This is a genomic window from Sinomonas cellulolyticus (assembly GCF_014656475.1).
Taxonomy (GTDB): domain Bacteria; phylum Actinomycetota; class Actinomycetes; order Actinomycetales; family Micrococcaceae; genus Sinomonas; species Sinomonas cellulolyticus.
In genome coordinates, this window is sequence record NZ_BNCM01000004.1 from 13,954 (window position 1) to 37,871 (window position 23,918).

General features: G+C 67.6%; 30 protein-coding genes. All 30 read left to right on the plus strand.

Annotated features, from left to right (window positions below):
* Positions 1–102 precede the first annotated feature (102 nt).
* Positions 103–477, plus strand: a complete 375-nt coding sequence (rpsL, locus tag IE231_RS05860; RefSeq protein WP_043119407.1) for a 30S ribosomal protein S12 — start codon at positions 103–105, stop codon at positions 475–477.
* A complete protein-coding gene (gene rpsG, locus IE231_RS05865; protein ID WP_077490634.1) occupies positions 477–947 on the plus strand; it encodes a 30S ribosomal protein S7 in 471 nt (156 codons plus the stop codon). The genes rpsL and rpsG overlap by 1 nt, the downstream gene beginning before the upstream one ends.
* Before the next feature lie 75 nt (positions 948–1,022).
* Entirely contained in the window at positions 1,023–3,137 is a 2,115-nt protein-coding gene (gene fusA / locus IE231_RS05870) for an elongation factor G (protein ID WP_189693021.1), read from the plus strand.
* Between the two features lie 201 nt (positions 3,138–3,338).
* A complete protein-coding gene (gene tuf, locus IE231_RS05875; RefSeq protein WP_189693022.1) occupies positions 3,339–4,529 on the plus strand; it encodes an elongation factor Tu in 1,191 nt (396 codons plus the stop codon).
* Positions 4,530–4,708: 179 nt separating this feature from the next.
* The gene (locus IE231_RS05880; protein ID WP_189693023.1) at positions 4,709–8,929 is read left to right on the plus strand and encodes a hypothetical protein; all 4,221 of its coding nucleotides are present in this window, start codon (positions 4,709–4,711) and stop codon (positions 8,927–8,929) included.
* A 24-nt stretch (positions 8,930–8,953) separates the two neighbouring features.
* The gene (locus IE231_RS18420) at positions 8,954–9,079 is read left to right on the plus strand and encodes a hypothetical protein (RefSeq protein WP_255429961.1); all 126 of its coding nucleotides are present in this window, start codon (positions 8,954–8,956) and stop codon (positions 9,077–9,079) included.
* Between the two features lie 352 nt (positions 9,080–9,431).
* On the plus strand, positions 9,432–9,740 hold the full coding sequence (gene rpsJ, locus IE231_RS05885) for a 30S ribosomal protein S10 (protein ID WP_043119398.1): 309 nt from the start codon (positions 9,432–9,434) through the stop codon (positions 9,738–9,740).
* A gap of 21 nt (positions 9,741–9,761) precedes the next feature.
* Positions 9,762–10,412 carry a 50S ribosomal protein L3 gene (gene rplC / locus IE231_RS05890; RefSeq protein ID WP_189693024.1) on the plus strand — a complete coding sequence of 217 codons (651 nt, stop codon included), beginning with the start codon at positions 9,762–9,764 and terminating at the stop codon, positions 10,410–10,412.
* Positions 10,413–10,416: 4 nt separating this feature from the next.
* A complete protein-coding gene (gene rplD / locus IE231_RS05895; protein WP_189693025.1) occupies positions 10,417–11,049 on the plus strand; it encodes a 50S ribosomal protein L4 in 633 nt (210 codons plus the stop codon).
* On the plus strand, positions 11,046–11,354 hold the full coding sequence (gene rplW / locus IE231_RS05900; protein ID WP_189693026.1) for a 50S ribosomal protein L23: 309 nt from the start codon (positions 11,046–11,048) through the stop codon (positions 11,352–11,354). Before rplD ends, rplW begins: the two co-directional genes overlap by 4 nt.
* A 30-nt stretch (positions 11,355–11,384) precedes the next feature.
* Positions 11,385–12,224: a 50S ribosomal protein L2 gene (gene rplB, locus IE231_RS05905; RefSeq protein ID WP_189693027.1), complete on the plus strand. Its 840-nt coding sequence runs from the start codon at positions 11,385–11,387 to the stop codon at positions 12,222–12,224.
* A gap of 12 nt (positions 12,225–12,236) precedes the next feature.
* A complete protein-coding gene (gene rpsS, locus IE231_RS05910) occupies positions 12,237–12,518 on the plus strand; it encodes a 30S ribosomal protein S19 (protein WP_189693028.1) in 282 nt (93 codons plus the stop codon).
* A 52-nt stretch (positions 12,519–12,570) separates the two neighbouring features.
* Complete coding sequence (rplV, locus tag IE231_RS05915; RefSeq protein ID WP_189693029.1) at positions 12,571–12,936, plus strand: 50S ribosomal protein L22; 366 nt, start codon at positions 12,571–12,573, stop codon at positions 12,934–12,936.
* Positions 12,937–13,767, plus strand: coding sequence for a 30S ribosomal protein S3 (gene rpsC, locus IE231_RS05920; RefSeq protein ID WP_189693030.1), 831 nt, complete (start codon positions 12,937–12,939; stop codon positions 13,765–13,767).
* Positions 13,768–14,184 carry a 50S ribosomal protein L16 gene (gene rplP, locus IE231_RS05925; protein WP_189693031.1) on the plus strand — a complete coding sequence of 139 codons (417 nt, stop codon included), beginning with the start codon at positions 13,768–13,770 and terminating at the stop codon, positions 14,182–14,184. It abuts the gene before it with no gap.
* Between the two features lie 2 nt (positions 14,185–14,186).
* The gene (gene rpmC / locus IE231_RS18460) at positions 14,187–14,522 is read left to right on the plus strand and encodes a 50S ribosomal protein L29 (protein WP_189693032.1); all 336 of its coding nucleotides are present in this window, start codon (positions 14,187–14,189) and stop codon (positions 14,520–14,522) included.
* Between the two features lie 8 nt (positions 14,523–14,530).
* Positions 14,531–14,809: a 30S ribosomal protein S17 gene (gene rpsQ / locus IE231_RS05935; RefSeq protein WP_189693292.1), complete on the plus strand. Its 279-nt coding sequence runs from the start codon at positions 14,531–14,533 to the stop codon at positions 14,807–14,809.
* 326 nt (positions 14,810–15,135) lie between these two features.
* Positions 15,136–16,164: a hypothetical protein gene (locus tag IE231_RS05940; RefSeq protein WP_189693033.1), complete on the plus strand. Its 1,029-nt coding sequence runs from the start codon at positions 15,136–15,138 to the stop codon at positions 16,162–16,164.
* 507 nt (positions 16,165–16,671) lie between these two features.
* A complete protein-coding gene (rplN, locus tag IE231_RS05945) occupies positions 16,672–17,040 on the plus strand; it encodes a 50S ribosomal protein L14 (protein ID WP_043119386.1) in 369 nt (122 codons plus the stop codon).
* A 3-nt stretch (positions 17,041–17,043) separates the two neighbouring features.
* Positions 17,044–17,406, plus strand: a complete 363-nt coding sequence (rplX, locus tag IE231_RS05950) for a 50S ribosomal protein L24 (protein WP_189693034.1) — start codon at positions 17,044–17,046, stop codon at positions 17,404–17,406.
* Positions 17,406–17,984 carry a 50S ribosomal protein L5 gene (gene rplE, locus IE231_RS05955; protein WP_189693035.1) on the plus strand — a complete coding sequence of 193 codons (579 nt, stop codon included), beginning with the start codon at positions 17,406–17,408 and terminating at the stop codon, positions 17,982–17,984. Before rplX ends, rplE begins: the two co-directional genes overlap by 1 nt.
* A gap of 87 nt (positions 17,985–18,071) precedes the next feature.
* Positions 18,072–18,470 (plus strand): 30S ribosomal protein S8, encoded by a 399-nt coding sequence (gene rpsH / locus IE231_RS05960; RefSeq protein WP_189693036.1) that lies wholly within the window; start codon positions 18,072–18,074, stop codon positions 18,468–18,470.
* A gap of 19 nt (positions 18,471–18,489) precedes the next feature.
* Complete coding sequence (rplF, locus tag IE231_RS05965) at positions 18,490–19,026, plus strand: 50S ribosomal protein L6 (protein ID WP_189693037.1); 537 nt, start codon at positions 18,490–18,492, stop codon at positions 19,024–19,026.
* 2 nt (positions 19,027–19,028) lie between these two features.
* Complete coding sequence (gene rplR, locus IE231_RS05970; RefSeq protein ID WP_189693038.1) at positions 19,029–19,412, plus strand: 50S ribosomal protein L18; 384 nt, start codon at positions 19,029–19,031, stop codon at positions 19,410–19,412.
* Positions 19,413–19,444: 32 nt separating this feature from the next.
* The gene (gene rpsE, locus IE231_RS05975) at positions 19,445–20,113 is read left to right on the plus strand and encodes a 30S ribosomal protein S5 (RefSeq protein ID WP_189693039.1); all 669 of its coding nucleotides are present in this window, start codon (positions 19,445–19,447) and stop codon (positions 20,111–20,113) included.
* A 3-nt stretch (positions 20,114–20,116) separates the two neighbouring features.
* On the plus strand, positions 20,117–20,323 hold the full coding sequence (gene rpmD / locus IE231_RS05980) for a 50S ribosomal protein L30 (protein WP_189693040.1): 207 nt from the start codon (positions 20,117–20,119) through the stop codon (positions 20,321–20,323).
* Positions 20,323–20,793, plus strand: a complete 471-nt coding sequence (gene rplO / locus IE231_RS05985) for a 50S ribosomal protein L15 (RefSeq protein WP_189693041.1) — start codon at positions 20,323–20,325, stop codon at positions 20,791–20,793. Before rpmD ends, rplO begins: the two co-directional genes overlap by 1 nt.
* 263 nt (positions 20,794–21,056) lie before the next feature.
* On the plus strand, positions 21,057–22,373 hold the full coding sequence (secY, locus tag IE231_RS05990) for a preprotein translocase subunit SecY (protein WP_189693042.1): 1,317 nt from the start codon (positions 21,057–21,059) through the stop codon (positions 22,371–22,373).
* Positions 22,374–22,378: 5 nt separating this feature from the next.
* Positions 22,379–22,951 carry an adenylate kinase gene (locus IE231_RS05995; RefSeq protein WP_189693293.1) on the plus strand — a complete coding sequence of 191 codons (573 nt, stop codon included), beginning with the start codon at positions 22,379–22,381 and terminating at the stop codon, positions 22,949–22,951.
* A 99-nt stretch (positions 22,952–23,050) separates the two neighbouring features.
* Positions 23,051–23,881, plus strand: a complete 831-nt coding sequence (gene map, locus IE231_RS06000) for a type I methionyl aminopeptidase (RefSeq protein ID WP_189693043.1) — start codon at positions 23,051–23,053, stop codon at positions 23,879–23,881.
* The last annotated feature ends 37 nt before the right edge of the window (positions 23,882–23,918 follow it).

Below are 23,918 nucleotides of genomic sequence, written 5' to 3' on the forward strand. Positions count from 1 at the left end.
CAACCGACAGCGTCTACCGAGCCCCGCTCCAGGGGTCACGTGGGCGGAATTCCAAACCGAGTACGCAAGTACAAAGTACGCAAGTACGAAGACGGAGCGAAAGTGCCTACTATTCAGCAGCTGGTCCGCAAGGGCCGCACGCCGAAGGTCTCCAAGACCAAGGCCCCTGCCCTCAAGGGCAGCCCCATGCGTCGTGGCGTGTGCACCCGTGTGTACACCACGACCCCGAAGAAGCCGAACTCCGCGCTCCGCAAGGTCGCGCGCGTCCGCCTCAACGGCGGCGTCGAGGTCACGGCCTACATCCCGGGTGTGGGCCACAACCTCCAGGAGCACTCGATCGTGCTCGTCCGCGGCGGCCGTGTGAAGGACCTTCCGGGTGTCCGCTACAAGATCGTCCGCGGCGCCCTTGACACCCAGGGTGTCAAGAACCGCCAGCAGGCCCGCAGCCGCTACGGCGCCAAGAAGGAGAAGAAGTAATGCCTCGTAAGGGTCCTGCCCCGAAGCGTCCTCTCGTCGTCGACCCGGTCTACGGCTCGCCGCTCGTGACGCAGCTCATCAACAAGGTCCTCGTGGACGGCAAGAAGTCGACCGCCGAGCGCATCGTCTACGGCGCCCTCGAGGGTGCCCGCCAGAAGACGGGCGGCGATCCCGTCGCCGCCCTCAAGAAGGCCATGGACAACGTCCGTCCGACCCTTGAGGTTCGCTCGCGCCGCGTCGGCGGCGCCACCTACCAGGTTCCGGTCGAGGTCAAGCCGGGCCGCGCCACCGCGCTGGCCCTGCGCTGGCTCGTGGGCTACTCCAAGGCCCGCCGCGAGAAGACGATGACCGAGCGTCTCCAGAACGAGATCCTCGACGCTTCGAACGGCCTCGGTGCCGCGGTGAAGCGCCGCGAGGACACCCACAAGATGGCCGAGTCGAACAAGGCCTTCGCACACTACCGCTGGTAGAACCAGGGTTTGCCGCCGGCCCCACAAGGGCCGGCGGCGAATGCGCAGCCAATCAGGGACAAACAGGGAGACACCGTGGCACTCGACGTGCTTACCGACCTCAGCAAGGTCCGAAACATCGGCATCATGGCGCACATCGATGCCGGCAAGACCACTACTACGGAGCGCATCCTGTTCTACACGGGTGTGAACCACAAGCTCGGCGAGACGCACGACGGCGCTTCGACGACTGACTGGATGGAGCAGGAGAAGGAGCGCGGCATCACGATCACGTCTGCCGCCGTGACCTGCTTCTGGAACAAGAACCAGATCAACATCATCGACACCCCTGGCCACGTGGACTTCACGGTCGAGGTCGAGCGCTCCCTGCGTGTGCTCGACGGCGCCGTTGCGGTCTTCGACGGCAAGGAGGGTGTGGAGCCGCAGTCGGAGACGGTGTGGCGCCAGGCGGACAAGTACGACGTTCCGCGCATCTGCTTCGTCAACAAGATGGACAAGCTCGGCGCTGACTTCTACTTCACCGTGGACACGATCGTGAAGCGCCTCGGCGCGAAGCCGCTCGTGATGCAGCTGCCGATCGGTGCCGAGAACGACTTCGTCGGCGTCGTCGACCTGCTGACCATGAAGGCCCTCGTGTGGCCGGGCGACGCCAAGGGCGACGTGACCATGGGCGCCTCCTACGAGACGCAGGACATCCCCGCCGACCTTCAGGAGAAGGCCGAGCAGTACCGCCACGAGCTCGTCGAGGCCGTCGCTGAGGCGTCCGAGGAGCTCATGGAGAAGTACCTCGAGGGTGAGGAGCTCACCGTCGAGGAGCTCAAGGCGGGCATCCGCAAGCTCACGGTGAACTCCGAGATCTACCCGGTCTTCTGTGGCTCCGCGTTCAAGAACCGCGGTGTGCAGCCGATGCTGGACGCCGTCATCGACTACCTCCCGTCCCCACTGGACGTCCCGGCCATGATCGGCCACGACCCCAAGGACGAGTCGATCGAGCTGTCGCGCAAGCCGAGCGAGGACGAGCCGTTCTCGGCGCTGGCGTTCAAGATCGCTGCGCACCCGTTCTTCGGCCAGCTCAACTTCATCCGCGTCTACTCGGGCAAGGCGACCTCGGGCATCCAGGTCCTGAACTCGACCAAGGGCAAGAAGGAGCGCATCGGGAAGCTCTTCCAGATGCACGCCAACAAGGAGAACCCCGTCGATGAGGTCCACGCCGGCCACATCTACGCGGTGATCGGCCTCAAGGACACCACGACCGGCGATACGCTCTGCGATATCAACAACCCGATCGTGCTCGAGTCGATGACCTTCCCCGAGCCCGTGATCTTCGTGGCCATCGAGCCGAAGACCAAGGGCGACCAGGAGAAGCTCTCCACCGCCATCCAGAAGCTCTCCGCTGAGGACCCGACGTTCACCGTCTCCCTCAACGAGGAGACCGGCCAGACCGAGATCGGCGGCATGGGCGAGCTCCACCTGGACATCCTGGTGGACCGCATGCGCCGCGAGTTCAAGGTCGAGGCCAACGTGGGCAAGCCGCAGGTGGCCTACCGCGAGACCATCAAGAAGAAGGTCGAGAAGGTCGACTACACGCACAAGAAGCAGACTGGCGGTTCCGGCCAGTTCGCGAAGGTGCAGGTGACGTTCGAGCCGCTCGACACGTCGGAGGGCACGTTCTACGAGTTCGTGAACGCCGTCACCGGTGGCCGCGTCCCGCGCGAGTACATCCCGAGCGTGGACGCGGGCATCCAGGACGCCATGCAGTTCGGCATCCTGGCCGGCTACCCGATGGTCGGCGTGAAGGCGTCGCTCACGGATGGCGCCTACCACGACGTCGACTCCTCGGAGATGGCGTTCAAGATCGCCGGTTCGCAGGTGTTCAAGGAGGGCGCACGCCGCGCCAACCCGGTGCTCCTCGAACCGCTCATGGCCGTCGAGGTCCGTACGCCCGAGGAGTACATGGGCGACGTCATCGGCGACCTGAACTCCCGCCGTGGCCAGATCCAGGCCATGGAGGACGCTGTCGGCGTCAAGGTCATCCGCGCACTCGTGCCGCTGTCCGAGATGTTCGGCTACATCGGCGACCTTCGCTCGAAGACCCAGGGACGCGCTGTCTACTCGATGCAGTTCGACAGCTACTCCGAGGTTCCGAAGGCCGTCGCTGACGAGATCATCCAGAAGTCGCGCGGCGAGTAGTTCTGGACAGCGGCTCGCCGCCGTCGCGAGTGCTCTTCCTCCCGGAGAGCAGCACACGACGGCGGCGGGTCGCCCTCCGCGCGGGGGAGCAGCTCCCGCGTGATTTCACGAAAAAACACAGCCCACAGTAGACTTGCGAGAGTTTCAGCTGCGACAGTCGCGGCTGGGAGCAGTCTTCTGAATCAGTTCTAGGAGGAACAAGTGGCGAAGGCAAAGTTCGAGCGGACTAAGCCGCACGTCAACATCGGCACCATCGGCCACGTTGACCACGGCAAGACGACGCTGACTGCTGCCATCTCGAAGGTGCTTGCTGACAAGTACCCCGATCTCAACGAGCAGCGTGACTTCGCGCAGATCGACTCCGCTCCGGAGGAGCGCCAGCGCGGCATCACCATCAACATCTCCCACATCGAGTACCAGACGGAGAAGCGCCACTACGCTCACGTCGACGCTCCGGGCCACGCTGACTACATCAAGAACATGATCACGGGTGCGGCGCAGATGGACGGCGCCATCCTCGTGGTTGCTGCGACTGACGGCCCGATGGCCCAGACCCGCGAGCACGTTCTGCTCGCCCGCCAGGTCGGTGTCCCCTACCTGCTCGTGGCGCTGAACAAGGCCGACATGGTCGAGGACGAGGAACTCCTCGACCTCGTCGAGATGGAGGTGCGCGAGCTCCTCTCCTCGCAGGGCTTCGACGGCGACAACGCCCCGGTGATCCGCGTCTCGGGCCTCAAGGCTCTCGAGGGCGATCCCAAGTGGGTCAAGTCGGTCGAGGAGCTCATGGAGGCCGTCGACGAGAACGTTCCGGACCCGGTTCGTGACCGCGACAAGCCCTTCCTCATGCCGATCGAGGACGTCTTCACGATCACCGGTCGTGGCACGGTCGTCACCGGCCGCGCCGAGCGCGGTACCCTCGCCCTCAACTCCGAGGTCGAGATCGTCGGCATCCGCCCGATCCAGAAGACCACGGTCACTGGTATCGAGATGTTCCACAAGCAGCTCGACGAGGCGTGGGCCGGCGAGAACTGTGGCCTCCTGCTCCGCGGCATCAAGCGCGAGGACGTCGAGCGTGGCCAGGTCGTCGTGAAGCCGGGTTCCATCACCCCGCACACCGACTTCGAGGCGAACGTCTACATCCTCTCCAAGGACGAGGGCGGCCGTCACAACCCGTTCTACTCGAACTACCGTCCGCAGTTCTACTTCCGCACCACGGACGTGACCGGCGTCATCACCCTCCCCGAGGGCACTGAGATGGTCATGCCCGGCGACAACACTGAGATGACCGTCCAGCTCATCCAGCCCATCGCCATGGAGGAGGGCCTCGGCTTCGCTATCCGTGAGGGTGGCCGCACCGTTGGCTCGGGCCGCGTGACCAAGATCATCAAGTAGTCTCCCCCCGGAGCTGCTGGCCCCGGACCTGATGGTCTGGGCCTGATCCCAAAGAACCCCGCTGCACACGCAGCGGGGTTCTTTGTGCTCTATCGGGAGGAGCCCGCTGGCCGTTACTGTAATTCCAGTCAATGGAGTAATGGCCGGTCCAGCGGCCCACACAGCGGAGGCGGAGTGTCGTGGACGTGAGGCCAGCGGGGCAGGACGGCGGTTCCGAGTTCGACGCCGGGTACGCGGCGGGTCACGACGAGGGCTACCTCGAGGGCCATCGGTCCGGGTTCCTCGTCGGGCATCGCGTCGGCTGGGACGATGCCATGCAGGCCCTCGGCGTTCCTGTGGCCGAGCGGGCGGGGGAGCCGGGGGTCCTCGCCGCGCGGGCCGCTGGCGCCGTTCGTTCCACGCGGCAGGCCTCCGTTCCGGGTCCAGTCCCCGCGCCGGCGGCAGTGGTCCCCGCGCCGGCGGCAGTGGTCCCCGCGCCGGCGGCAGTCGTGACTGGCCCTCCGGCTCCGCCGTTCATGCCTGCGCCGCCCCGGGCGGTGCCGTCCCTTCCCTGGGGTGGGCAGGTTCCCCTGAAGTCGGCGGAGGAGCAGGCGCAGGAGGCCGCTCGTCGCAGGGAGCGGCGCGGGATCCAGAGCGCCAACATCTCGCTCTACCTTGCCGCCCTCCTCATCGTCGCGGCGGCCGCGCTGTTCCTGACGAACAGCGGGGTGGACGACGGCGTGCGGCTGACCGGTCTCGTCGGCGTCACCGCGCTGTTCTACGCGGCCGGCCTCGTGGTCCACGCGCGATTCCCGAGGCTCCGGCCGGCCGCCGTCGCCTTTGCTGGAACGGGCCTGGCGCTGCTGCCGGTCGCGGGCCTCGGCCTCGACATCGTCGTCCTGCACCGCCCCAACCTCTCGTGGCTCATCACGAGCATCGTCGGGCTCATCGCGTTCGGCTTCGCCGCGCTGCGGCTTGAGAGCCGCGTGCTCGTGTTCCTGAGCCTGACCTTCGTGTTCTCGGCCTCGTGGTCCGGTACCGAGGAACTCAGCGGCGCCCTCGCAGCCGACTATGCGGGGCTCATCGGCGTGGCCGCGCTCCTTACCCTGGTCGCCGTGCTCGAGCCCCGGTGGGTGCCGCCCCTGTTCCTGCGTCCGGTGGCGTGGCTGCACCCCTATGTTGTTCCCACGACCTTCGTGGCCGCCACGCTCACGGCCGGGACGCTGGACCGGTGGCAGTACCCCGCCCTGGTTGCGGCGATGAGCCTCTATCTTGTCGTGACGTCCTTCCTTCCCGGGGCGGCGGGCGTGCGCCGTCTTGAATGGTGGGGCGGGCGCGCGACGGCGGTGCTCGCCGCCGCGGTGTGGGCAGCGCAGGCGGTGGACGCGGGAGTGCCGTCTCTCGGCCCCACCGAGCGCTCGGCGGCGGCCCTTGCCGCGGTCCTCGTCCTGGCCCTCGGGACCCTTGCCTCCGCCGTCCTGGGACGGCGGCGCGAGGAGGGGCTCGGACTGTCCCGGCGTGCTGTGCTGGTGGAGCAGGCCGCCGCAGTGTTCGTCCAGGCCCTCCTGGTGGCCGGAGTCTCGGCCGCTGCTGTGCCCGCGGCGAGAGGATCGCTGGTCGTGGCGGTGGCCGTGTTCGCCCTCACGGCACAGTTCACCGCCTGGCGTTGGGGCGGCCACGCAGACTGGCTCCCAGTCGTCGCATTCGCTGTCCTCACTGTCATGGACCTGGGCCGCTGGCCGCTGGCCTTCCTCGCCGTCGAGGGGCTGCTCTACTTCACCGCTCGCGCGGTCTGGCCGCCCGTCGCGGCGGTCGGATCGAGTCTGGACTGGCAACGGCCCCACTTCGCGGCGGCTGCCCGGGCGGTTTCCCTCTTCGTCGTCCCTGCCGTCGTCTCGGCGGCACTGCCCGACTCGTTCCGCCCCGGCAGCCGTGCCGCAGCCACGGCGCTGGCCCTCACCGTCGCCGTCGCGCTCCAGCTGGCTATCACCGGTGTGCTCGGTGCCGCGCGCCGCGCGGAGTTCCTCCGCGCCCCGATGGTCTGGACGCTCCTTGCCCTGGGCATCCTGTCCGTGGCCGTCGTGGGGCTCGCCGACCCCTCGTCCGCGGGACCGGGCAGCGCCGTCTCGCCGCTGTTCGGCCCAGCTGTCATCGTTCTGTGCGCAGGGGCCGCGGCCCTCTGGGCGGGACAGTTCCTCGCGCGGCCGTCCGGCTCGCGCTCCGCCGTGGGGGAGGTGGCGCCGGGGGTGCTCCTCGCACTCCTTGCCTTCGAGGCGCTCGTCTTCGGCGAGGGGCGCCTCTCCAACGCCGTCCTCGTGCTCCTCACTGCTGCTCTGGGCCTCTCCGCATGGCGCTCGTCGGTCCGGCTGGTCCGCTGGGTGTACATCTGGCTGGCCCGCGCCGCCGGGACGGCCCTGGCGCTGGGCATGTTCCGCGAGCTCGTGCAGGACGGCTGGCATCCGTCGGTGCTCGGTCAGCCCGTGACGGGCTCGGACGTGTTCGCCGTGGTCGTCCTCGCCCAGATCGCCGTGCCGCTCGTGTTCGAGCTGCGGGGCCGACGCTTCGGGGGAATCCTGCCCTGGACCCTGGACGACGCCACGGTCGTCCTGGCCCTCGTGGCGCTTCCCACGGTCTCCGCCGCGTCGGAGATTGACTACGCCTCCGGGTCGGCGGACTCGCTCCGCCCGCTCGGCGCCTTCCTCGTCGTGGCGTTCGCTTCCTCGGCTGCCATCGCGGGCCTGGTGCTGCGGCTGCGGCCCGCGGCCGTCGCTTTCGCCCCCGCGGCGTTGATCCTGACAGCCCTCTCGGCCTCACGCGACCTGAGGATGCTCGAGGTGCTCGTAGGCCTCTTCGCGGTGTACTCGGCCGCCATGGTCTTCCTGGCCCCCCAGCCAGCCTCCAAGGGGGCACACCTGGTCGCCGCCCGCGCGCTGCCCCTGGTGCTCGCGGTGCTCGTCGCCCAGGACGCCACGGCGTCGGACACGTGGGTGAGCGTGGCGCTCGCCGCGGCCCTTGCCGCCCAGCACCCGGTCCGCAGGCTCCTCTCGCCTTCTGTCGGCGCACTTCCGTTCCAGGAAGCCGCCTACTGGACGGGCCTCGCAAGCCAGCTCGTGCTGCCGCTCGGGTACCTCGCCTTCGCCCGCCAGGGCCCGGAGGGCGGCAGGTGGGTCGTGCTGCTTGAGGCGATCCTCGTCGTCGTGAGCGCTGTGGCGACGCTCAGGGGGCGGCCCGCCGCCGGCTACGTGGGCGTCGCGGGCCTCCTGCTCGGCGTCGTGGCCCTCGGTCCGCTGTTCCGGTTCGACCCGGCACAGATCCTCGCTGCTCCGCCGCTGACCGGCCAGGCCGTCACGCTACTCCTCGTTGCCGGCGCCGCAGTCCATGTCGCCGGGATGGTCCGGTGGGAGCCGGCCGGAGGCCGCGCCGGCGAGCGGTGGCCGTGGGCGTGGACGGCGGGCGCCGCGGCCTTCGCCGCGTCCTCGGTCGCGGCTGCGGCTCCAGAACGGTCGTGGGTCCTCGGCGTCGCACTCGCGTCCTGCGCCGCCGTCCTCATCGTTGCAGGGTACGTCTGGCGCGCGCGAGCCGTCGTCGCCTCCACGTTCCCCCTCGGCGTCCTCCTGGCACTGGCCGCCGGAGTGGATATCGCCCGGGACCTCCTGAACCTCTCCAGCACGTGGCAGGTCCCTGCGCAGACCACGGTCGGCACGCTCGTCCCCGCGGCGATCGCCCTCGCCCTGAGGTGGTCCGGCCGCTGGCCCGGCACAATGGGCACGCGCGTCCAGGCACTCGCCCGGATCGAGGCTGAGCCGAGGCGCCGGTGGGCGATCGCAGGGATGGCGGGCGTCGCGCTCGCCGTCTCGGCTGCGGCCTGCTGGGAGCCGCCCGCCGCCGTCGTCCTGCCGTACCTCGCCGTTGCCCTCGTCGCGGTCGTTGTCGCGGAGCTGCCGCGCCGGCACCGTCGGCTCGGAGCCGAGGCAGGAGCCGTGCTCGTTGCGGGAGCCGTGCAGCGTGCGGTCTTCGCCGAAGCTGTTGAGGTGAGCGGATTCTGGCTCGCCCAGTGGTACGTCGTGCTCACCGCGCTTGTGGCACTCCTGCGCTACTACGTGCGCCGCTCGACTGTGTTCGGCAGGCTCTGGCTCGAGGGCTCGGCGGCCCTGCTGAGCCTGACGGGGATCTCGACCCTGTTCTCGGGCGACAACGCCGAGCAGGTCTGGCTGCTCGTGGCCTTTGCGGTGCTCACACTGGCGGGGCTCGTGCTCAACGAACGCCGCTTCACCGTCTGGGGATCGCTGGGGGTAGTAGCGTGCGTGCTCTGGTCGGTGCGGGCCTACGTCTATGCGCTCCTGGCCGTCCTCGGCCTCGCGATCATTGCCGGCGCCGTCTGGTGGCTGGCCCGGCGCCCCCGAGGCACCCTGCTACGGTAGGGGAGTCTGAGGGAAAGGCCTGCCGTGAACTGGATCGTCGTGCTTGCGCTCGTCGTCGCGGTCGTGGCCGGATACTTCTGGATCCGGAAGAACTTCAAGAGCGAGATCGAGCGGTACCGCCGGATCCGCCGCGCGAACCGCGAGGAGTAGCGGACGCCTTGACCGCGGACCGCCGCGGCCTCGATTGGCGCCGCGGCCAGATCTCTGGCACACTTGAAGGGTTGTTCAAGCGCCCCGTCGCGTCCCGACCCGGATAATGCCGGGTGCAGGGTCCAAGTCGGAGCCCAAATATGACCCACCTTCGCGAACAAGGCTAGGGGCTTGTGTGCGCCAGCGGCGCGACACGCCCGACCGCGGGGGTCGGAGAGGGCCGGTTGTCTGAGGAACCCGGGAATCCGGATTCAGGCAATGCGGCCTGTGGTGGTCGCGACCTTGAATGCCTCGGCAGCCACAGCCAACAGAACAGTGCAGTGTTAGAGACGACGAAAGCGAGTCAGGCGATATGGCGGGACAGAAGATCCGCATCCGGCTGAAGTCGTATGACCACGAGGTCATCGACACTTCGGCTCGGAAGATCGTTGAGACGGTCACGCGCGCAGGCGCGACGGTGGTGGGCCCCGTTCCGCTGCCCACGGAGAAGAACGTGTACTGCGTGATCCGCTCTCCGCACAAGTACAAGGACAGCCGCGAGCACTTCGAGATGCGCACGCACAAGCGGCTGATCGACATCATCGACCCGACGCCCAAGGCCGTCGACTCGCTCATGCGCCTCGACCTGCCGGCAGACGTCAACATCGAAATCAAGCTCTAAGAGGGAGGTGCTGAGAGAACTATGACCGCAACCCGCAATGTGAAGGGCCTGCTGGGCACGAAGCTCGGCATGACCCAGGTCTGGGACGAGAACAACAAGCTCATCCCCGTCACTGTCGTTAAGGCCGACTCCAACGTCGTCACCCAGCTGCGCAACGCCGAGACCGACGGCTACACCGCCGTCCAGATCGGCTACGGCCAGATCGACCCCCGCAAGGTCAACAAGCCGCTCACCGGACACTTCGAGAAGGCCGGCGTGACCCCCCGCCGCCACCTCGTCGAGGTCCGCACCGCCGACGCCGAGTCGTACGAGCTGGGCCAGGAGCTCTCCGTGGAGACCTTCGAGGCCGGTCAGAAGATCGACATCGTCGGCACCACCAAGGGCAAGGGCTTCGCCGGTGTCATGAAGCGTCACGGCTTCTCCGGCGTCGGTGCCTCCCACGGTGCGCACAAGAACCACCGCAAGCCCGGTTCCATCGGTGCCTGCGCCACCCCGGGCCGCGTCTTCAAGGGCCTCCGCATGGCCGGCCGCATGGGCAACGTGCGCCAGACGACCCTCAACCTCACCGTCCACGCGGTGGATGCCGAGAACTCGCTGCTCCTCATCAAGGGCGCCCTCCCCGGTGCCCGCGGCTCGGTCGTCCTCGTCCGCACCGCCGTGAAGGGAGCCTGAACTCATGGCTAACACTGTCAAGGTCGATCTCCCCGCCGAGATCTTCGACGTCCAGACCAACGTGCCGCTGCTGCACCAGGTTGTCGTCGCCCAGCTGGCCGCTGCACGCCAGGGCACGCACAAGGTGAAGACCCGCGGCGAGGTGTCCGGCGCCGGCCGCAAGCCGTTCAAGCAGAAGGGCACGGGCCGCGCCCGCCAGGGCTCGATCCGCGCGCCGCACATGACCGGTGGTGGCGTTGTGCACGGGCCGACCCCCCGCGACTACAGCCAGCGCACCCCCAAGAAGATGAAGGCCGCCGCCCTCCGCGGCGCCCTGTCGGACCGGGCACGCAACGGCCGCATCCACGTCCTCGAGTCCCTCGTGGCCGGCGACAAGCCGAGCACGAAGGGCGCGCTGACCGCGCTGCGCGCGGTCTCCGAGCGCAAGAACCTGCTCGTCGTGATCGACCGTGCCGACGAGGTCGGGGCCCTGTCGCTCCGCAACCTCACCCAGGTCCACGCGATCTACGCCGACCAGCTCAACACGTACGACGTGCTCATCTCCGACGACGTGGTCTTCACGAAGGCAGCGTTCGACGCGTTCGTGGCTTCCAAGTCCACGGCGCAGGGCACTGTGAACGAGGAGGCTTCCAAGTGAACGCATCCAGCTATAAGGACCCGCGCGACGTCATCCTCGCGCCCGTCGTCTCCGAGAAGAGCTACGGCCTGATCGACGAGGGCAAGTACACCTTCCTGGTGGACCCCCGGTCGAACAAGACCGAGATCAAGATCGCGATCGAGCGCATCTTCTCGGTCAAGGTCGACTCGATCAACACGCTCAACCGGCCCGGCAAGCGCAAGCGCACCAAGTTCGGCTGGGGCGAGCGCAAGAGCACCAAGCGTGCCATCGTCACTCTCAAGGACGGCAGCACGATCGACATCTTCGGCGGTCCGCTCGCCTGAGCGGAGACCACTTTAACGAGGAACAGGTAAATGGCAATCCGTAACTACAAGCCGACCACCCCGGGCCGTCGCGGCTCGAGCGTGGCCGACTTCGCAGAGATCACGCGCTCGACGCCGGAGAAGTCCCTGGTTCGTCCGCTCCCCAAGAAGGGCGGCCGCAACAACACCGGCAAGATCACCACGCGCCACAAGGGCGGTGGACACAAGCGCCAGTACCGTCTGATCGACTTCCGTCGCCACGACAAGGACGGCGTCAACGCCAAGGTCGCGCACATCGAGTACGACCCCAACCGCACCGCGCGCATCGCGCTGCTGCACTTCGTGGACGGCACCAAGCGCTACATCATCGCGCCGAACAAGCTGTCCCAGGGCGACATCGTCGAGTCCGGTCCGGACGCCGACATCAAGCCCGGCAACAACCTGCCGCTGCGCAACATCCCGGTCGGCACCGTCGTCCACGCCGTCGAGCTCCGCCCCGGTGGCGGCGCGAAGATGGCCCGCTCGGCCGGCGCCTCCATCCAGCTGGTGGCGAAGGAGGGCAAGTACGCCCAGCTCCGCCTCCCGTCCGGTGAGGTCCGCAACGTCGACGTCCGCTGCCGCGCGACGGTCGGCGAGGTCGGCAACGCCGAGCAGTCCAACATCAACTGGGGCAAGGCCGGCCGCATGCGCTGGAAGGGCGTTCGCCCGACCGTCCGCGGTGTGGCGATGAACCCTGTTGACCACCCCCACGGCGGTGGCGAGGGCAAGACGTCCGGTGGACGTCACCCCGTCAACCCCAACGGCAAGCCCGAGGGCCGCACCCGCCGCCCGAACAAGGCGAGCGACAAGCTCATCGTCCGTCGTCGTCGTACTGGCAAGAACAAGCGATAGGAGCCTGGACACATGCCACGCAGCCTGAAGAAGGGTCCTTTCGTTGACCAGCACCTCTTTGTGAAGGTCGCCAAGGAAAACGACAAGGGCACCAAGAACGTCATCAAGACCTGGTCCCGCCGCTCGATGATCATCCCCGACATGCTCGGGCACACGATCGCCGTGCACGACGGGCGCAAGCACATCCCGGTCTTCGTCACCGAGTCGATGGTCGGGCACAAGCTCGGCGAATTCGCCCCGACGCGGACTTTCCGCGGCCACGTGAAGGACGACAAGAAGGGCAAGCGCCGCTGATCCTGCCGCAAGGCAGCAGCAGCGCTGAGCTCTGAGAAAGAGAAGGATAGCAATGGAAGCCAAGGCAATTGCGCGCCACATCCGCGTAACGCCGATGAAGGCCCGGCGCGTCGTCAACCTTGTTCGTGGCAAGCAGGCGAATGAGGCTCTGGCGATCCTGAAGTTCGCCCCGCAGGCGGCTTCGGAGCCGGTGTACAAGGTCCTCGCCTCGGCGGTGGCCAACGCCCGTGTCCTCGCCGACCGCGACGGCGTCGCGTTCGACGAGAGCGACCTCTACATCTCTGAGGCGTTCGTCGACGAGGGTCCGACCATGAAGCGGTTCCAGCCGCGTGCCCAGGGCCGCGCGTACCGCATCAACAAGCGAACCAGCCACATCACTGTGGTCGTCGCGACGCCCGAGAACGAGGAGGCCCGCTAAATGGGACAGAAGGTCAACCCGACCGGGTTCCGACTCGGCATCACCACCGACCACGTCTCGCACTGGTTTGCCGACAGCAGCAAGCCGGGTCAGCGCTACAAGGACTTCGTCCGCGAGGACGTCAAGATCCGCCAGCTCATGACCAACGGCATGGAGCGCGCCGGCATCGCCAAGGTCGAGATCGAGCGCACCCGTGACCGCGTCCGCGTGGACATCCACACGGCCCGTCCGGGTATCGTCATCGGCCGCCGCGGCGCCGAGGCGGACCGCATCCGCGGCGAGCTCGAGAAGCTCACCGGCAAGCAGGTCCAGCTGAACATCCTCGAGGTGAAGAACCCCGAGATCGAGGCCCAGCTCGTCGCCCAGGGCGTCGCGGAGCAGCTTTCGAGCCGCGTCGCGTTCCGCCGTGCCATGAAGAAGGCCATGCAGTCGGCGCAGCGCGCCGGCGCCAAGGGCATCCGCATCGCCTGCTCGGGCCGCCTCGGCGGCGCCGAGATGTCCCGCTCGGAGTTCTACCGCGAGGGCCGTGTGCCGCTGCACACGCTCCGCGCGAACATCGACTACGGCTTCTACGAGGCCAAGACCACCTTCGGCCGCATCGGCGTGAAGGTCTGGATCTACAAGGGCGATGTGACCTCCAAGGAGCTCGCGGCCCAGGCGGCCGCCGCTCCGTCCCGTGGCCGTGGCGACCGCGGCGACCGTCCCGGCCGCGCCGGTGGCGAGCGCCGTCGTCGTCCGTCTGGCGATCGCCAGGCTCAGTCCGCTCCCGCGGCCGAGTCTGCTCCGGCCGCCGAGGCAGCTGCTCCGGCAGCAGAAGGAGGAGAGGCTTAAATGCTTATCCCGCGTCGTGTGAAGCACCGCAAGCAGCACCACCCGGGTCGTTCCGGCGCTGCCACCGGTGGCACCAAGGTCACCTTCGGCGAGTACGGCATCCAGGCCCTCACGCCGGCGTACGTGACCAACCGCCAGATCGAGTCCGCTCGTATCGCGATGACCCGTCACATCAAGCGTGGCGGCAAGGTGTGGATCAACATCTACCCTGACCGTCCGCTGACCAAGAAGCCTGCCGAGACCCGCATGGGTTCCGGTAAGGGTTCTCCGGAGTGGTGGATCGCCAACGTCAAGCCCGGCCGCGTGCTCTTCGAGCTCTCCGGTGTCTCTGACGAGGTGGCCCGCGAGGCCCTGCGCCTCGCCATCCACAAGCTCCCGTTGAAGGCGCGCATCGTGCGCCGCGAAGGTGGTGAATGAGAATGGCAGTCGGTTCGAAGGACCTGACGGCTGAGAAGCTCGACCAGCTGGACAACGAGCGCCTCTTCGAGGAGCTCAAGAAGGCCAAGGAAGAGCTGTTCAACCTGCGCTTCCAGTCGGCCACCGGCCAGCTCGAGAACCACGGCCGCCTCCGCGCGGTCAAGAAGGACATCGCCCGCATCTACACGATCCTGCGCGAGCGCGAGCTCGGCATCCGTGCCGAGGCGACCCCCGCGGTCGTCGAGACGAAGGATTCGAAGAAGGCGGCTAAGAAGGCTGCCAAGGCTGAGTCGGCTGAGACTGAGTCGGCTGGGGCTGCCGAGGAGGACGCCAAGTGAGCGAAGAGATGAACGTGACGGAGAACGCTGCCCCGCAGCGCGGCTACCGCAAGACCGCCCGCGGCTACGTCGTGTCCGACAAGATGGACAAGACGATCGTGGTCGAGGTCGAGGACCGCGTGAAGCACTCGCTGTACGGCAAGGTCATCCGCCGTACCGAGAAGCGCAAGGCCCACGACGAGAACAACACCGCCGGCATCGGCGACCTGGTTCTCATCGCGGAGACCCGTCCGCTGTCCGCCACCAAGCGGTGGCGCCTCGTCGAGATCCTCGAGAAGGCCAAGTAGGCCACCTCGCGGTTCCCGCACTGTGCCGGAAGGCCCGTCCCCTCGACGCGAGGGAGCGGGCCTTCCGCCGTTCCGGGGCGGTGCGGGGTCCGGGGCGAGAAGCCGCCTTTTCGCCGGGTAGCCTGCGTTTCGCCGGCTTGAGGGCGAGAAGCCGCGCTTTCGCCGCGATCTGCGGTCGGCACCGGGGAGGCTGGCGCTGGGGGCGGCCGGCACCGCGTCGGCTGGCACCTGGGCGGGAGAGCAGCGCCTCCGGGCGATCATCCCGGGTATCCACATGGAGGGCCCGCAGGGTGCACGATGGTCCTCGATGTCCGGAGGATGGTGGCATGGGCGATCCTCGAGCACATCCCGTTGACCCGATCTCCGGTGCGCTGTCGCGCGAATACGACCCGCGCCGGCCCTTTGCGGCCGGAGACCTTGTCCGGATTCGACGCGGTAGCTACTACCCGACAGAGCAATGGGTCGCGCTGGACGACGTGGCTCGTTTCCGCCTGACACTCGAAGCGTTTGCGTGGGCGAACCCGGGAGCCGTCTTCTGCGGCGAGACGGCACTCTTCCTCGACGGAATTCCGGTGGTTAAGGCGCCGACCACAATCGATGTGGCGACGACGTCGCGGTCCAGGTTGGGCGTTTCATCCTCGCCCTTCGACGTTCGCGGCTCGACGGACATGGCACGTCGAGCGCGGTCGGTTCCTTCCGTGCCGGTACGACGGCACTTTCACGCCTCTATAGATCCGGTGGACACCGATGGACACCTCACGGTCGCACCAGAGGTGGCCCTGGTGGAGACCCTGATCCACGGCAAGTTCGCGCGGGCGCTCACCGTGGCGGACGGACTGCTGCGGCGGGAGCCGAGCGTTCCGTTACTTGATAGGGCACCGATTACCTCAGCCATCGACAACCTCCAGTACGACACACATCGGCGGCGGGTCGAGACCACCGCGAGGCTGGCACGAGTCGGAGCCGAGTCGCCGGGGGAGTCGGTGAGCAGGGCGATCATGCTGCTGTTCGGGTTTCAGGAGCCGTTGCTTCAAGTGGAGCACTCCGATGCAGCCGGATTCATCGGGCGGACCGACTTCACATGGCCGCCCGGTCTCGAGGTGGCGCCGGAACTCAACCTCGAGCGCGTGGGCGAGTTCGATGGCTGGGGGAAGTACTTCAATGCCGCGCTGCATCCGGGGGAAGACGCGATGGCCGTGATCCGGCGCGAGAAGCGGAGGGAGAATCGGCTCCTCGCATCCGGTCGGCCCGTGCTGCGGTGGACGTGGGCCGAACTCGAACGCCCCGCTCTTCTGAGGGCTCGGCTTATTGAAGGCGGCCTTCGCCCGAAGCTGAGTGCTGCCATTGCGATCTAGCGGTCGCGGTGCGTGCGCACTCTGGCACCCGGACTTGCGGATCTGGCGCGGCGGCGAGAAGGCGGCTTTTCGCCGGTGAGCCGGCGACGGGAGCGCTACACGGCGAGAAGGCGGCTTTTGCGCGGCGTGCGCGGACGACGGCGGGTGCGCGCCTCGTGCGGGCCAGCCCGGCGGCGTCGTGCGCGTGCCGGCTCGGCCGCCCGGGCGTGGCCCAAGGGATTCGGGGTGGACACGCGCCCCGTGGTACGATATTGAGCTTGTACGGCTGGCTTTGCCATGCCGTCACAAACCTCGTGAACCATCGTGCCACCGCATAATGCCCTTCTGCCGAAGGGGAGCGCCCCGGCGCTGTCCTCGGGCAGGAAGGGGACACATGCGTCCGGCACGGTGATTCAGGCCCGTTCTGGCCACATCCAGGCGGGTCGAGAGACGCCCCATCAACCGTTCCGCAAGGCTCGCCTGCAGCGTCACCGCAGTGCGAGAACCGGCGAGACGTAAGGAGTAGAAGTGATTCAGCAGGAGTCGCGGCTCAAGGTCGCCGACAACACGGGTGCGAAGGAAATCCTGACCATCCGCGTTCTCGGTGGATCCGGCCGCCGCTACGCAGGCATCGGCGACGTCATCGTCGCCACCGTCAAGGACGCGATCCCTGGCGGCAACGTCAAGAAGGGCGACGTGGTCAAGGCCGTCGTCGTCCGCACCAAGAAGGAGCGCCGCCGCGCGGACGGCTCCTACATCAAGTTCGATGAGAACGCAGCCGTCATCCTCAAGAACGACGGCGATCCCCGTGGCACGCGCATCTTCGGCCCGGTGGGCCGCGAGCTGCGCGACAAGAAGTTCATGAAGATCGTCTCGCTGGCTCCGGAGGTGCTCTGACTCATGGGCGCAAAGATCAAGAAGGGCGACCTCGTCCAGGTCATCACCGGCACCAAGCAGGACAAGGGTGGCGACAAGGGCAAGCAGGGCAAGGTCCTGAAGGTGTTCGTCGCTGAGAACCGCGTCCTCGTCGAGGGCATCAACCGCGTGACCAAGCACACCAAGGTGGGCCAGTCGCAGCGCGGCACCAAGACCGGCGGCATCGAGCAGGTCGAGGCTCCGATCCACATCTCGAACGTGGCCCTCGTGGACCCCGAGACCAAGAAGCCGACCCGCGTCGGCTTCCGTGTGGAAACCGTGGAGAAGGACGGCGTGAAGAAGACTGTGCGCGTCCGCTACTCCAAGGCCACCGGGAAGGACATCTGATGACTGAGACTGTCGAGACTCCGGTGAAGGTCGTCCCTCGTCTCAAGACGAAGTACGCCGAGACCATCAAGTCCGCCCTCCAGGAGGAGTTCAAGTACGAGAACGTCAACCAGGTCCCGCGCCTGGTCAAGGTTGTCGTCAACATGGGCGTCGGCGACGCCGCGAAGGACTCCAAGCTCATCGAGGGCGCTGTGCGCGACCTGACCCTCATCACGGGCCAGAAGCCGCAGGTCACGAAGGCCCGCAAGTCGATCGCCCAGTTCAAGCTCCGTGAGGGCATGCCCATCGGCGCCTTCGCGACGCTCCGCGGCGACCGCATGTGGGAGTTCGTGGACCGCCTCGTCACGCTCGCCCTGCCCCGTATCCGCGACTTCCGCGGCCTCTCGGGCAAGCAGTTCGACGGCAACGGCAACTACACGTTCGGCCTGACCGAGCAGGTGATGTTCCACGAGATCGACCAGGACAAGATCGATCGCCTCCGCGGCATGGACATCACGGTTGTCACGACCGCGAAGACCGACGACGAGGGCCGTGCGCTTCTGAAGCACCTCGGCTTCCCGTTCAAGAACGAAGACTGAATCACTACGTGAAAGGTCCACTGGGATCTGCGGCTCCGACCGCACGCTCCCAGCGGAAACCGGCACGAGGAAGGGCATGAGCCCACAATGACTATGACTGATCCCGTCGCAGACATGCTGACGCGTCTGCGCAACGCCAACTCGGCCTACCACGACTCGGTGACCATGCCGTCGTCGAAGCTCAAGGTCCGGGTTGCTGACATCCTGAAGGCCGAGGGCTACATCGCCGGCTACAAGGAAGAGGACGCCGAGGTTGGCAAGAAGCTGACCCTGGACCTCAAGTTCGGACCCAACCGCGAGCGTTCGATCGCCGGTGTCCGCCGCATCTCCAAGCCGGGCCTCCGCGTGTACGCGAAGTCCACGAACCTCCCGCACGTGCTGGGCGGCCTCGGCATCGCCATCCTGTCTACCTCTTCTGGGCTCCTGACCGACCGTCAGGCCGCCAAGAAGGGCGTGGGCGGCGAAGTCCTCGCGTACGTCTGGTAAGGGAAGGAAGGAAGAAGATATGTCCCGCATTGGACGTCTCCCCATCACCGTCCCGGCCGGCGTCGAGGTCAAGATCGACGGCTCCGTGGTGACCGTGAAGGGCTCCAAGGGCGAGCTGAGCCACACTGTGGCCAGCCCCATCGAGGTCTCGCTCGACGACGCCACCCTCTCGGTGACGCGCCCCAACGACGAGCGCCTCTCGCGCTCGCTGCACGGCCTGACCCGCACCCTGATCGCGAACATGATCGAGGGCGTGACGAACGGCTACGAGAAGAAGCTCGAGATCGTCGGCACCGGTTACCGCGTGCAGGCCAAGGGCTCGAACCTCGAGTTCGCGCTCGGCTTCTCCCACCCGGTGAACGTCGAGGCCCCCGAGGGCATCACGTTCACGGTCGAGAACCCCACGAAGTTCTCGGTCGCCGGCATCAACAAGCAGCAGGTGGGCGAGGTGGCTGCCAACATCCGCAAGCTGCGCAAGCCCGACCCGTACAAGGGCAAGGGCATCCGGTACGCCGGCGAGGTTGTCCGCCGCAAGGTCGGAAAGGCTGGTAAGTAACCATGGCTCTGGGCATCAACAAGAAGCGCGTCGCCAAGTCCAAGCAGCAGGCTCGGGCTCGCCGTCACTTCCGCCTCCGCAAGAAGGTCGTCGGCTCTGCCGAGCGTCCCCGTCTCGTGGTGAACCGCTCCTCGCGCCACGTGTTCGTCCAGGTCGTCGACGACGCCAAGGGCATCACGCTGGTCTCCGCCTCGACCCTCGAGGCCGATCTGCGCTCCTTCGATGGCGACAAGACCGCCAAGGCCAAGCGCGTCGGCGAGCTCATCGCCGAGCGTGCGAAGGCCGCCGGCATCGAGGCCGTCGTGTTCGACCGTGGTGGCAACAAGTACCACGGCCGCGTGGCTGCGATCGCGGACGGCGCACGTGAAGGTGGGCTGGCCCTGTGACCGCAGAGAACGCAAACGCAGAGAAGGTTAACGTGACCGAGCAGAACGCAGCCCAGGCTGCTGAGACCGCTCCCGCCACCGAGGACCGCCGCGGCGGCCGCCGGGGCGAGGGCCGCGGTCAGGGCCGTGGCGATCGCGGTGGCCGTGGCGGCCGCGACAACCGCGACCGTGACGCCGAGAAGAACCAGTTCATCGAGCGCGTGGTGACCATCAACCGCGTTGCCAAGGTCGTCAAGGGCGGCCGTCGCTTCAGCTTCACCGCCCTCGTGGTGGTGGGTGACGGCAACGGCATGGTCGGCGTCGGCTACGGCAAGGCCAAGGAGGTCCCCGCGGCCATCGCCAAGGGCGTGGAGGAGGCCAAGAAGTCCTTCTTCCGCGTGCCCCGCGTCGGCACCACCGTCCCGCACCTCGTGCAGGGCGAGGCCGCCGCTGGTGTGGTCCTGCTCCGTCCGGCCGCCCCGGGTACCGGTGTGATCGCCGGCGGTCCGGTGCGCGCCGTCCTCGAGTGCGTGGGCATCCACGACGTCCTGTCCAAGTCCCTCGGGTCCTCCAACGCCATCAACATCGTCCACGCGACGGTTCAGGCGCTGAAGAACCTCGAGGAGCCGCAGGCCGTGGCCGCCCGCCGTGGCCTGGCTCTGGACGAGGTGGCTCCGGCTGCCCTCGTGCGGAACCTGATGAACACGAAGGCAGGTGCATGAGTCATGGCGAAGAACCTGGCTCCCTCCGACGCCACGTTGGAGATCACTCAGATCAAGGGCGTCATCGGCGCCAAGCAGAACCACCGCGAGACGCTCCGCTCGCTCGGCCTCAAGCGGATTGGCCACACGGTCACCCGCAAGGCCGACGCCGTGACGGTCGGCATGATCAACACGGTTCCGCACCTCGTGAAGGTTGAGGAGGCGAAGTAATGGCAGAGAAGAACGAGACTGAGAAGTCGACCGCTCTCAAGGTCCACCACCTGCGTCCTGCCGCCGGCGCCAAGACCGCCAAGACCCGCGTGGGCCGTGGCGAGGGCTCCAAGGGCAAGACCGCTGGCCGTGGCACCAAGGGCACCAAGGCCCGCTACCAGGTCCGCGCCGGCTTCGCCGGTGGGCAGCTCCCGCTGCACATGCGCCTGCCGAAGCTGCGCGGCTTCAAGAACCCGTTCCGGGTCGAGTACCAGGTCGTGAACCTGGACCGCCTCGAGGAGCTGTTCCCCGAGGGCGGCTCCGTGTCGGTGGAGGATCTCGTGGCCAAGGGCGCCGTTCGCAAGAACGAGCCGGTCAAGGTCCTCGGCTCCGGCGACATCACCGTCAAGGTGGATGTCACGGCGCACGCCTTCTCGGCGTCCGCCTCGGAGAAGATCGCCGCCGCGGGTGGGTCCACGACCGTCCTCTGATGAGGCGCGTGGGCACCTGCGGGTGCTGACAGCGCAAGGGCCCCGGCCGTCGTCGTGCATCACGCACGACGGCGGCCGGGGCCCTCTCGCGTCGCGGCGCCACGGCGGCCGCGGGGGAGGGGCGCTCGACGCTGTCCGTGGCCCCTCGCGCCGGAGCGCACCCCTGTGTGCGCTAAACTCAAGAGCTAGACCTTCATCTCCGAAGCACTGACCCGTGTCTCGGAGCGACGACTCGACATTCCTCGACACGGGGGAGGAGAAGCGTGCTTTCTGCGATCGGCCGGGCATTCCGGACGCCCGACCTGCGGCGCAAGCTGCTGTTCACGCTGGCGATCATCGCCATTTTCCGGCTGGGAGCATTCATCCCCAGCCCGGGCGTGGACTACCACAACGTCAAGACGTGCCTCTCCCCGCAGGTGCAGGGCGAGCAGACGGGCATCTACCAGATGCTCAACCTGTTCTCGGGCGGGGCGCTGCTCCAGGTCTCGGTCTTCGCCCTGGGCATCATGCCGTACATCACGGCGAGCATCATCGTGCAGCTGCTCCGCGTGGTCATTCCGCGGTTCCAGGAACTGTATGACGAGGGCCAGTCCGGGCAGACGAAGCTCACGCAGTACACCCGCTACCTCACCATAGCGCTGGGCTTGCTGAACGCGACCACGCTCGTCTCGCTGGTCCGCTCGGGCCAGCTGTTCCCCAACTGCCAGCTGCCGATCATCCCGGACACGTCGATCATCGCGACGATCCTTGTGGTCATCACCCTCACGGCGGGCACGGGCCTCATCATGTGGCTCGGCGAGCTCGTGACCGAGAAGGGGATCGGCAACGGCATGTCGCTGCTGATCTTCACCTCGATCGCCGCGCAGTTCCCCTCCTCGCTCGGCGCGATCTGGACGTCGAAGGGCCCGGGCACGTTCTTCATCGTGCTCGTGATCGGCCTCATCACGATGGCGCTGGTCATCTTCGTGGAGCAGTCGCAGCGGCGTGTGCCGGTGCAGTACGCGAAGCGCATGATCGGCCGCCGCACGGTGGGCGGGACGAGCACGTACATTCCGATCAAGGTGAACATGGCGGGCGTCATCCCGGTCATCTTCGCCTCGTCGATGCTGTACCTGCCGGCCCTCGTCGCGCAGTTCAACACGCCGCACGACGGCTCGGCGCCGGCGCCCTGGGTCGAGTGGATCAACAACAACTTCACGCGCGGTGACCACCCGGTCTACATGGTCGCGTACTTCCTCCTGATCATCTTCTTCACCTACTTCTATGTCGCGATCACCTTCAACCCTGAAGAGGTCTCCGACAACATGAAGAAGTACGGCGGGTTCATCCCCGGCATCCGTGCCGGCCGGCCCACTGCGGACTATCTGCAGTACGTACTCTCGCGCATCACCCTTCCGGGGTCCCTGTACCTCGGCATCGTGGCTCTCATCCCCCTCATCGCCCTCGTGCTCGTCAGTGCCAACCAGAACTTCCCGTTCGGCGGCACTTCGATCCTGATCGTGGTGGGCGTGGGCCTGGAGACGGTCAAGCAGATCGATGCGCAGCTCCAACAGCGACACTACGAAGGACTACTGCGATGACGAGAATGCTCCTTATTGGCCCGCCCGGTTCCGGCAAGGGCACCCAGGCGGAACGGATCTCAGAGCGCCTCGGCATCGTGGCGATCTCCACGGGAGACATCTTCCGCTACAACGTCAAGGAGCAGACGCCGCTCGGCATCGAGGCCAAGAAGTACATGGACGCCGGCGACTTCGTGCCGGACTCGGTGACGAACAAGATGGTCCGCGACCGTCTCTCCGAGGACGACGCGTCCAACGGCTTCCTCCTGGACGGCTACCCCCGCACGGTCGCGCAGGTGGAGTACCTCGACGGGGTCCTGGCCGAGAACGGGCAGCAGCTCGACGTGGTGCTGCAGCTCACCGCCGACGACGACGAGCTCGTGGCGCGCCTGCTGAACCGCGCCAAGGAGACGGGCCGCAGCGACGACACGGAGGCCGTGATCCGCCACCGGCTCGACCTGTACCACACGCAGACCGAGGCGGTCGTGTCCCAGTACGCGGACCGCGGCACCCTGACCCGCGTGGACGGCATCGGCGCGATCGATGAGGTCACCGAGCGGGTGCTGGCCGCGATCGAGTCGGTCAAGTCCGCCTCGTAGGGCAGGGGATTCAGGCACGACGACGCGTGGCGCCGTCCGAGGGTATGTCCCGCGGGCGGCGCCTCGCCACTGTGGGGATCGGAACGAGGAAGGACGGCTGTGGGCAGCCAGCGGAAGATCGAGTACAAGAACAACGGGCAGCTGCGGATCATGGCGGAGGCAGGCGTCCTGCTGAGCCGCGCGCTGGACGCGGCGGTGGCCGCCGCCGTGCCCGGCGTCTCTACGGATGAAGTCGACGCCGCTTTCGCCGAGGTCGTCGACGCGGCGGGCGCCCAGTACAACTTCCTCGGCTACTACGGCTACCCGAAGCACATCTGCGTCTCCGTCAATGACGAGGTGGTCCACGGCATCCCCGGCCCCCGGAAGCTCGCGGAGGGGGACATCGTCTCAATCGACGGCGGCTGCATCGTGCGCGGCTGGAACGCGGACTCGGCGCGCACCGTCATCGTGGGCGAGGGCGACCCGGAGGACGTCAGGCTCTCCGAGATCACGCGCCAGGCGATGTGGCGGGGCATCGCCGCGTTCGCGAAGGGATCGTTCGTCGGGGACATCGGCGATGCGATCGACGACTTCGTCAGCGCTCAGGAGGGCGCGCCGCTCGGCATCCTCGAGGACTACGTGGGCCACGGCATCGGCTCTGCCATGCACATGGCCCCGGACGTGCTCAACTACCGGACCGGGCACCGCGGGCCGAAGATCAAGCCCGGCATGGCGCTGGCGATCGAGCCCATGCTCGTGCGGGGCTCGATCGACACGAAGACACTGGACGACGAGTGGACTGTCGTGACCACGGACGGCGCCCATGCCTCCCAGTGGGAGCACTCGGTGGCGCGCCACTCCGGCGGGATCTGGGTCCTCACGGCCGAGGACGGAGGAGCCTCCGAGCTCGTGCCGCTCGGCGTGACCCCGGTCCCGATCCCCGCGGGCTGACCCGCCCGGGGAATGCCTCCGGCCTGCGCCGTGTTCG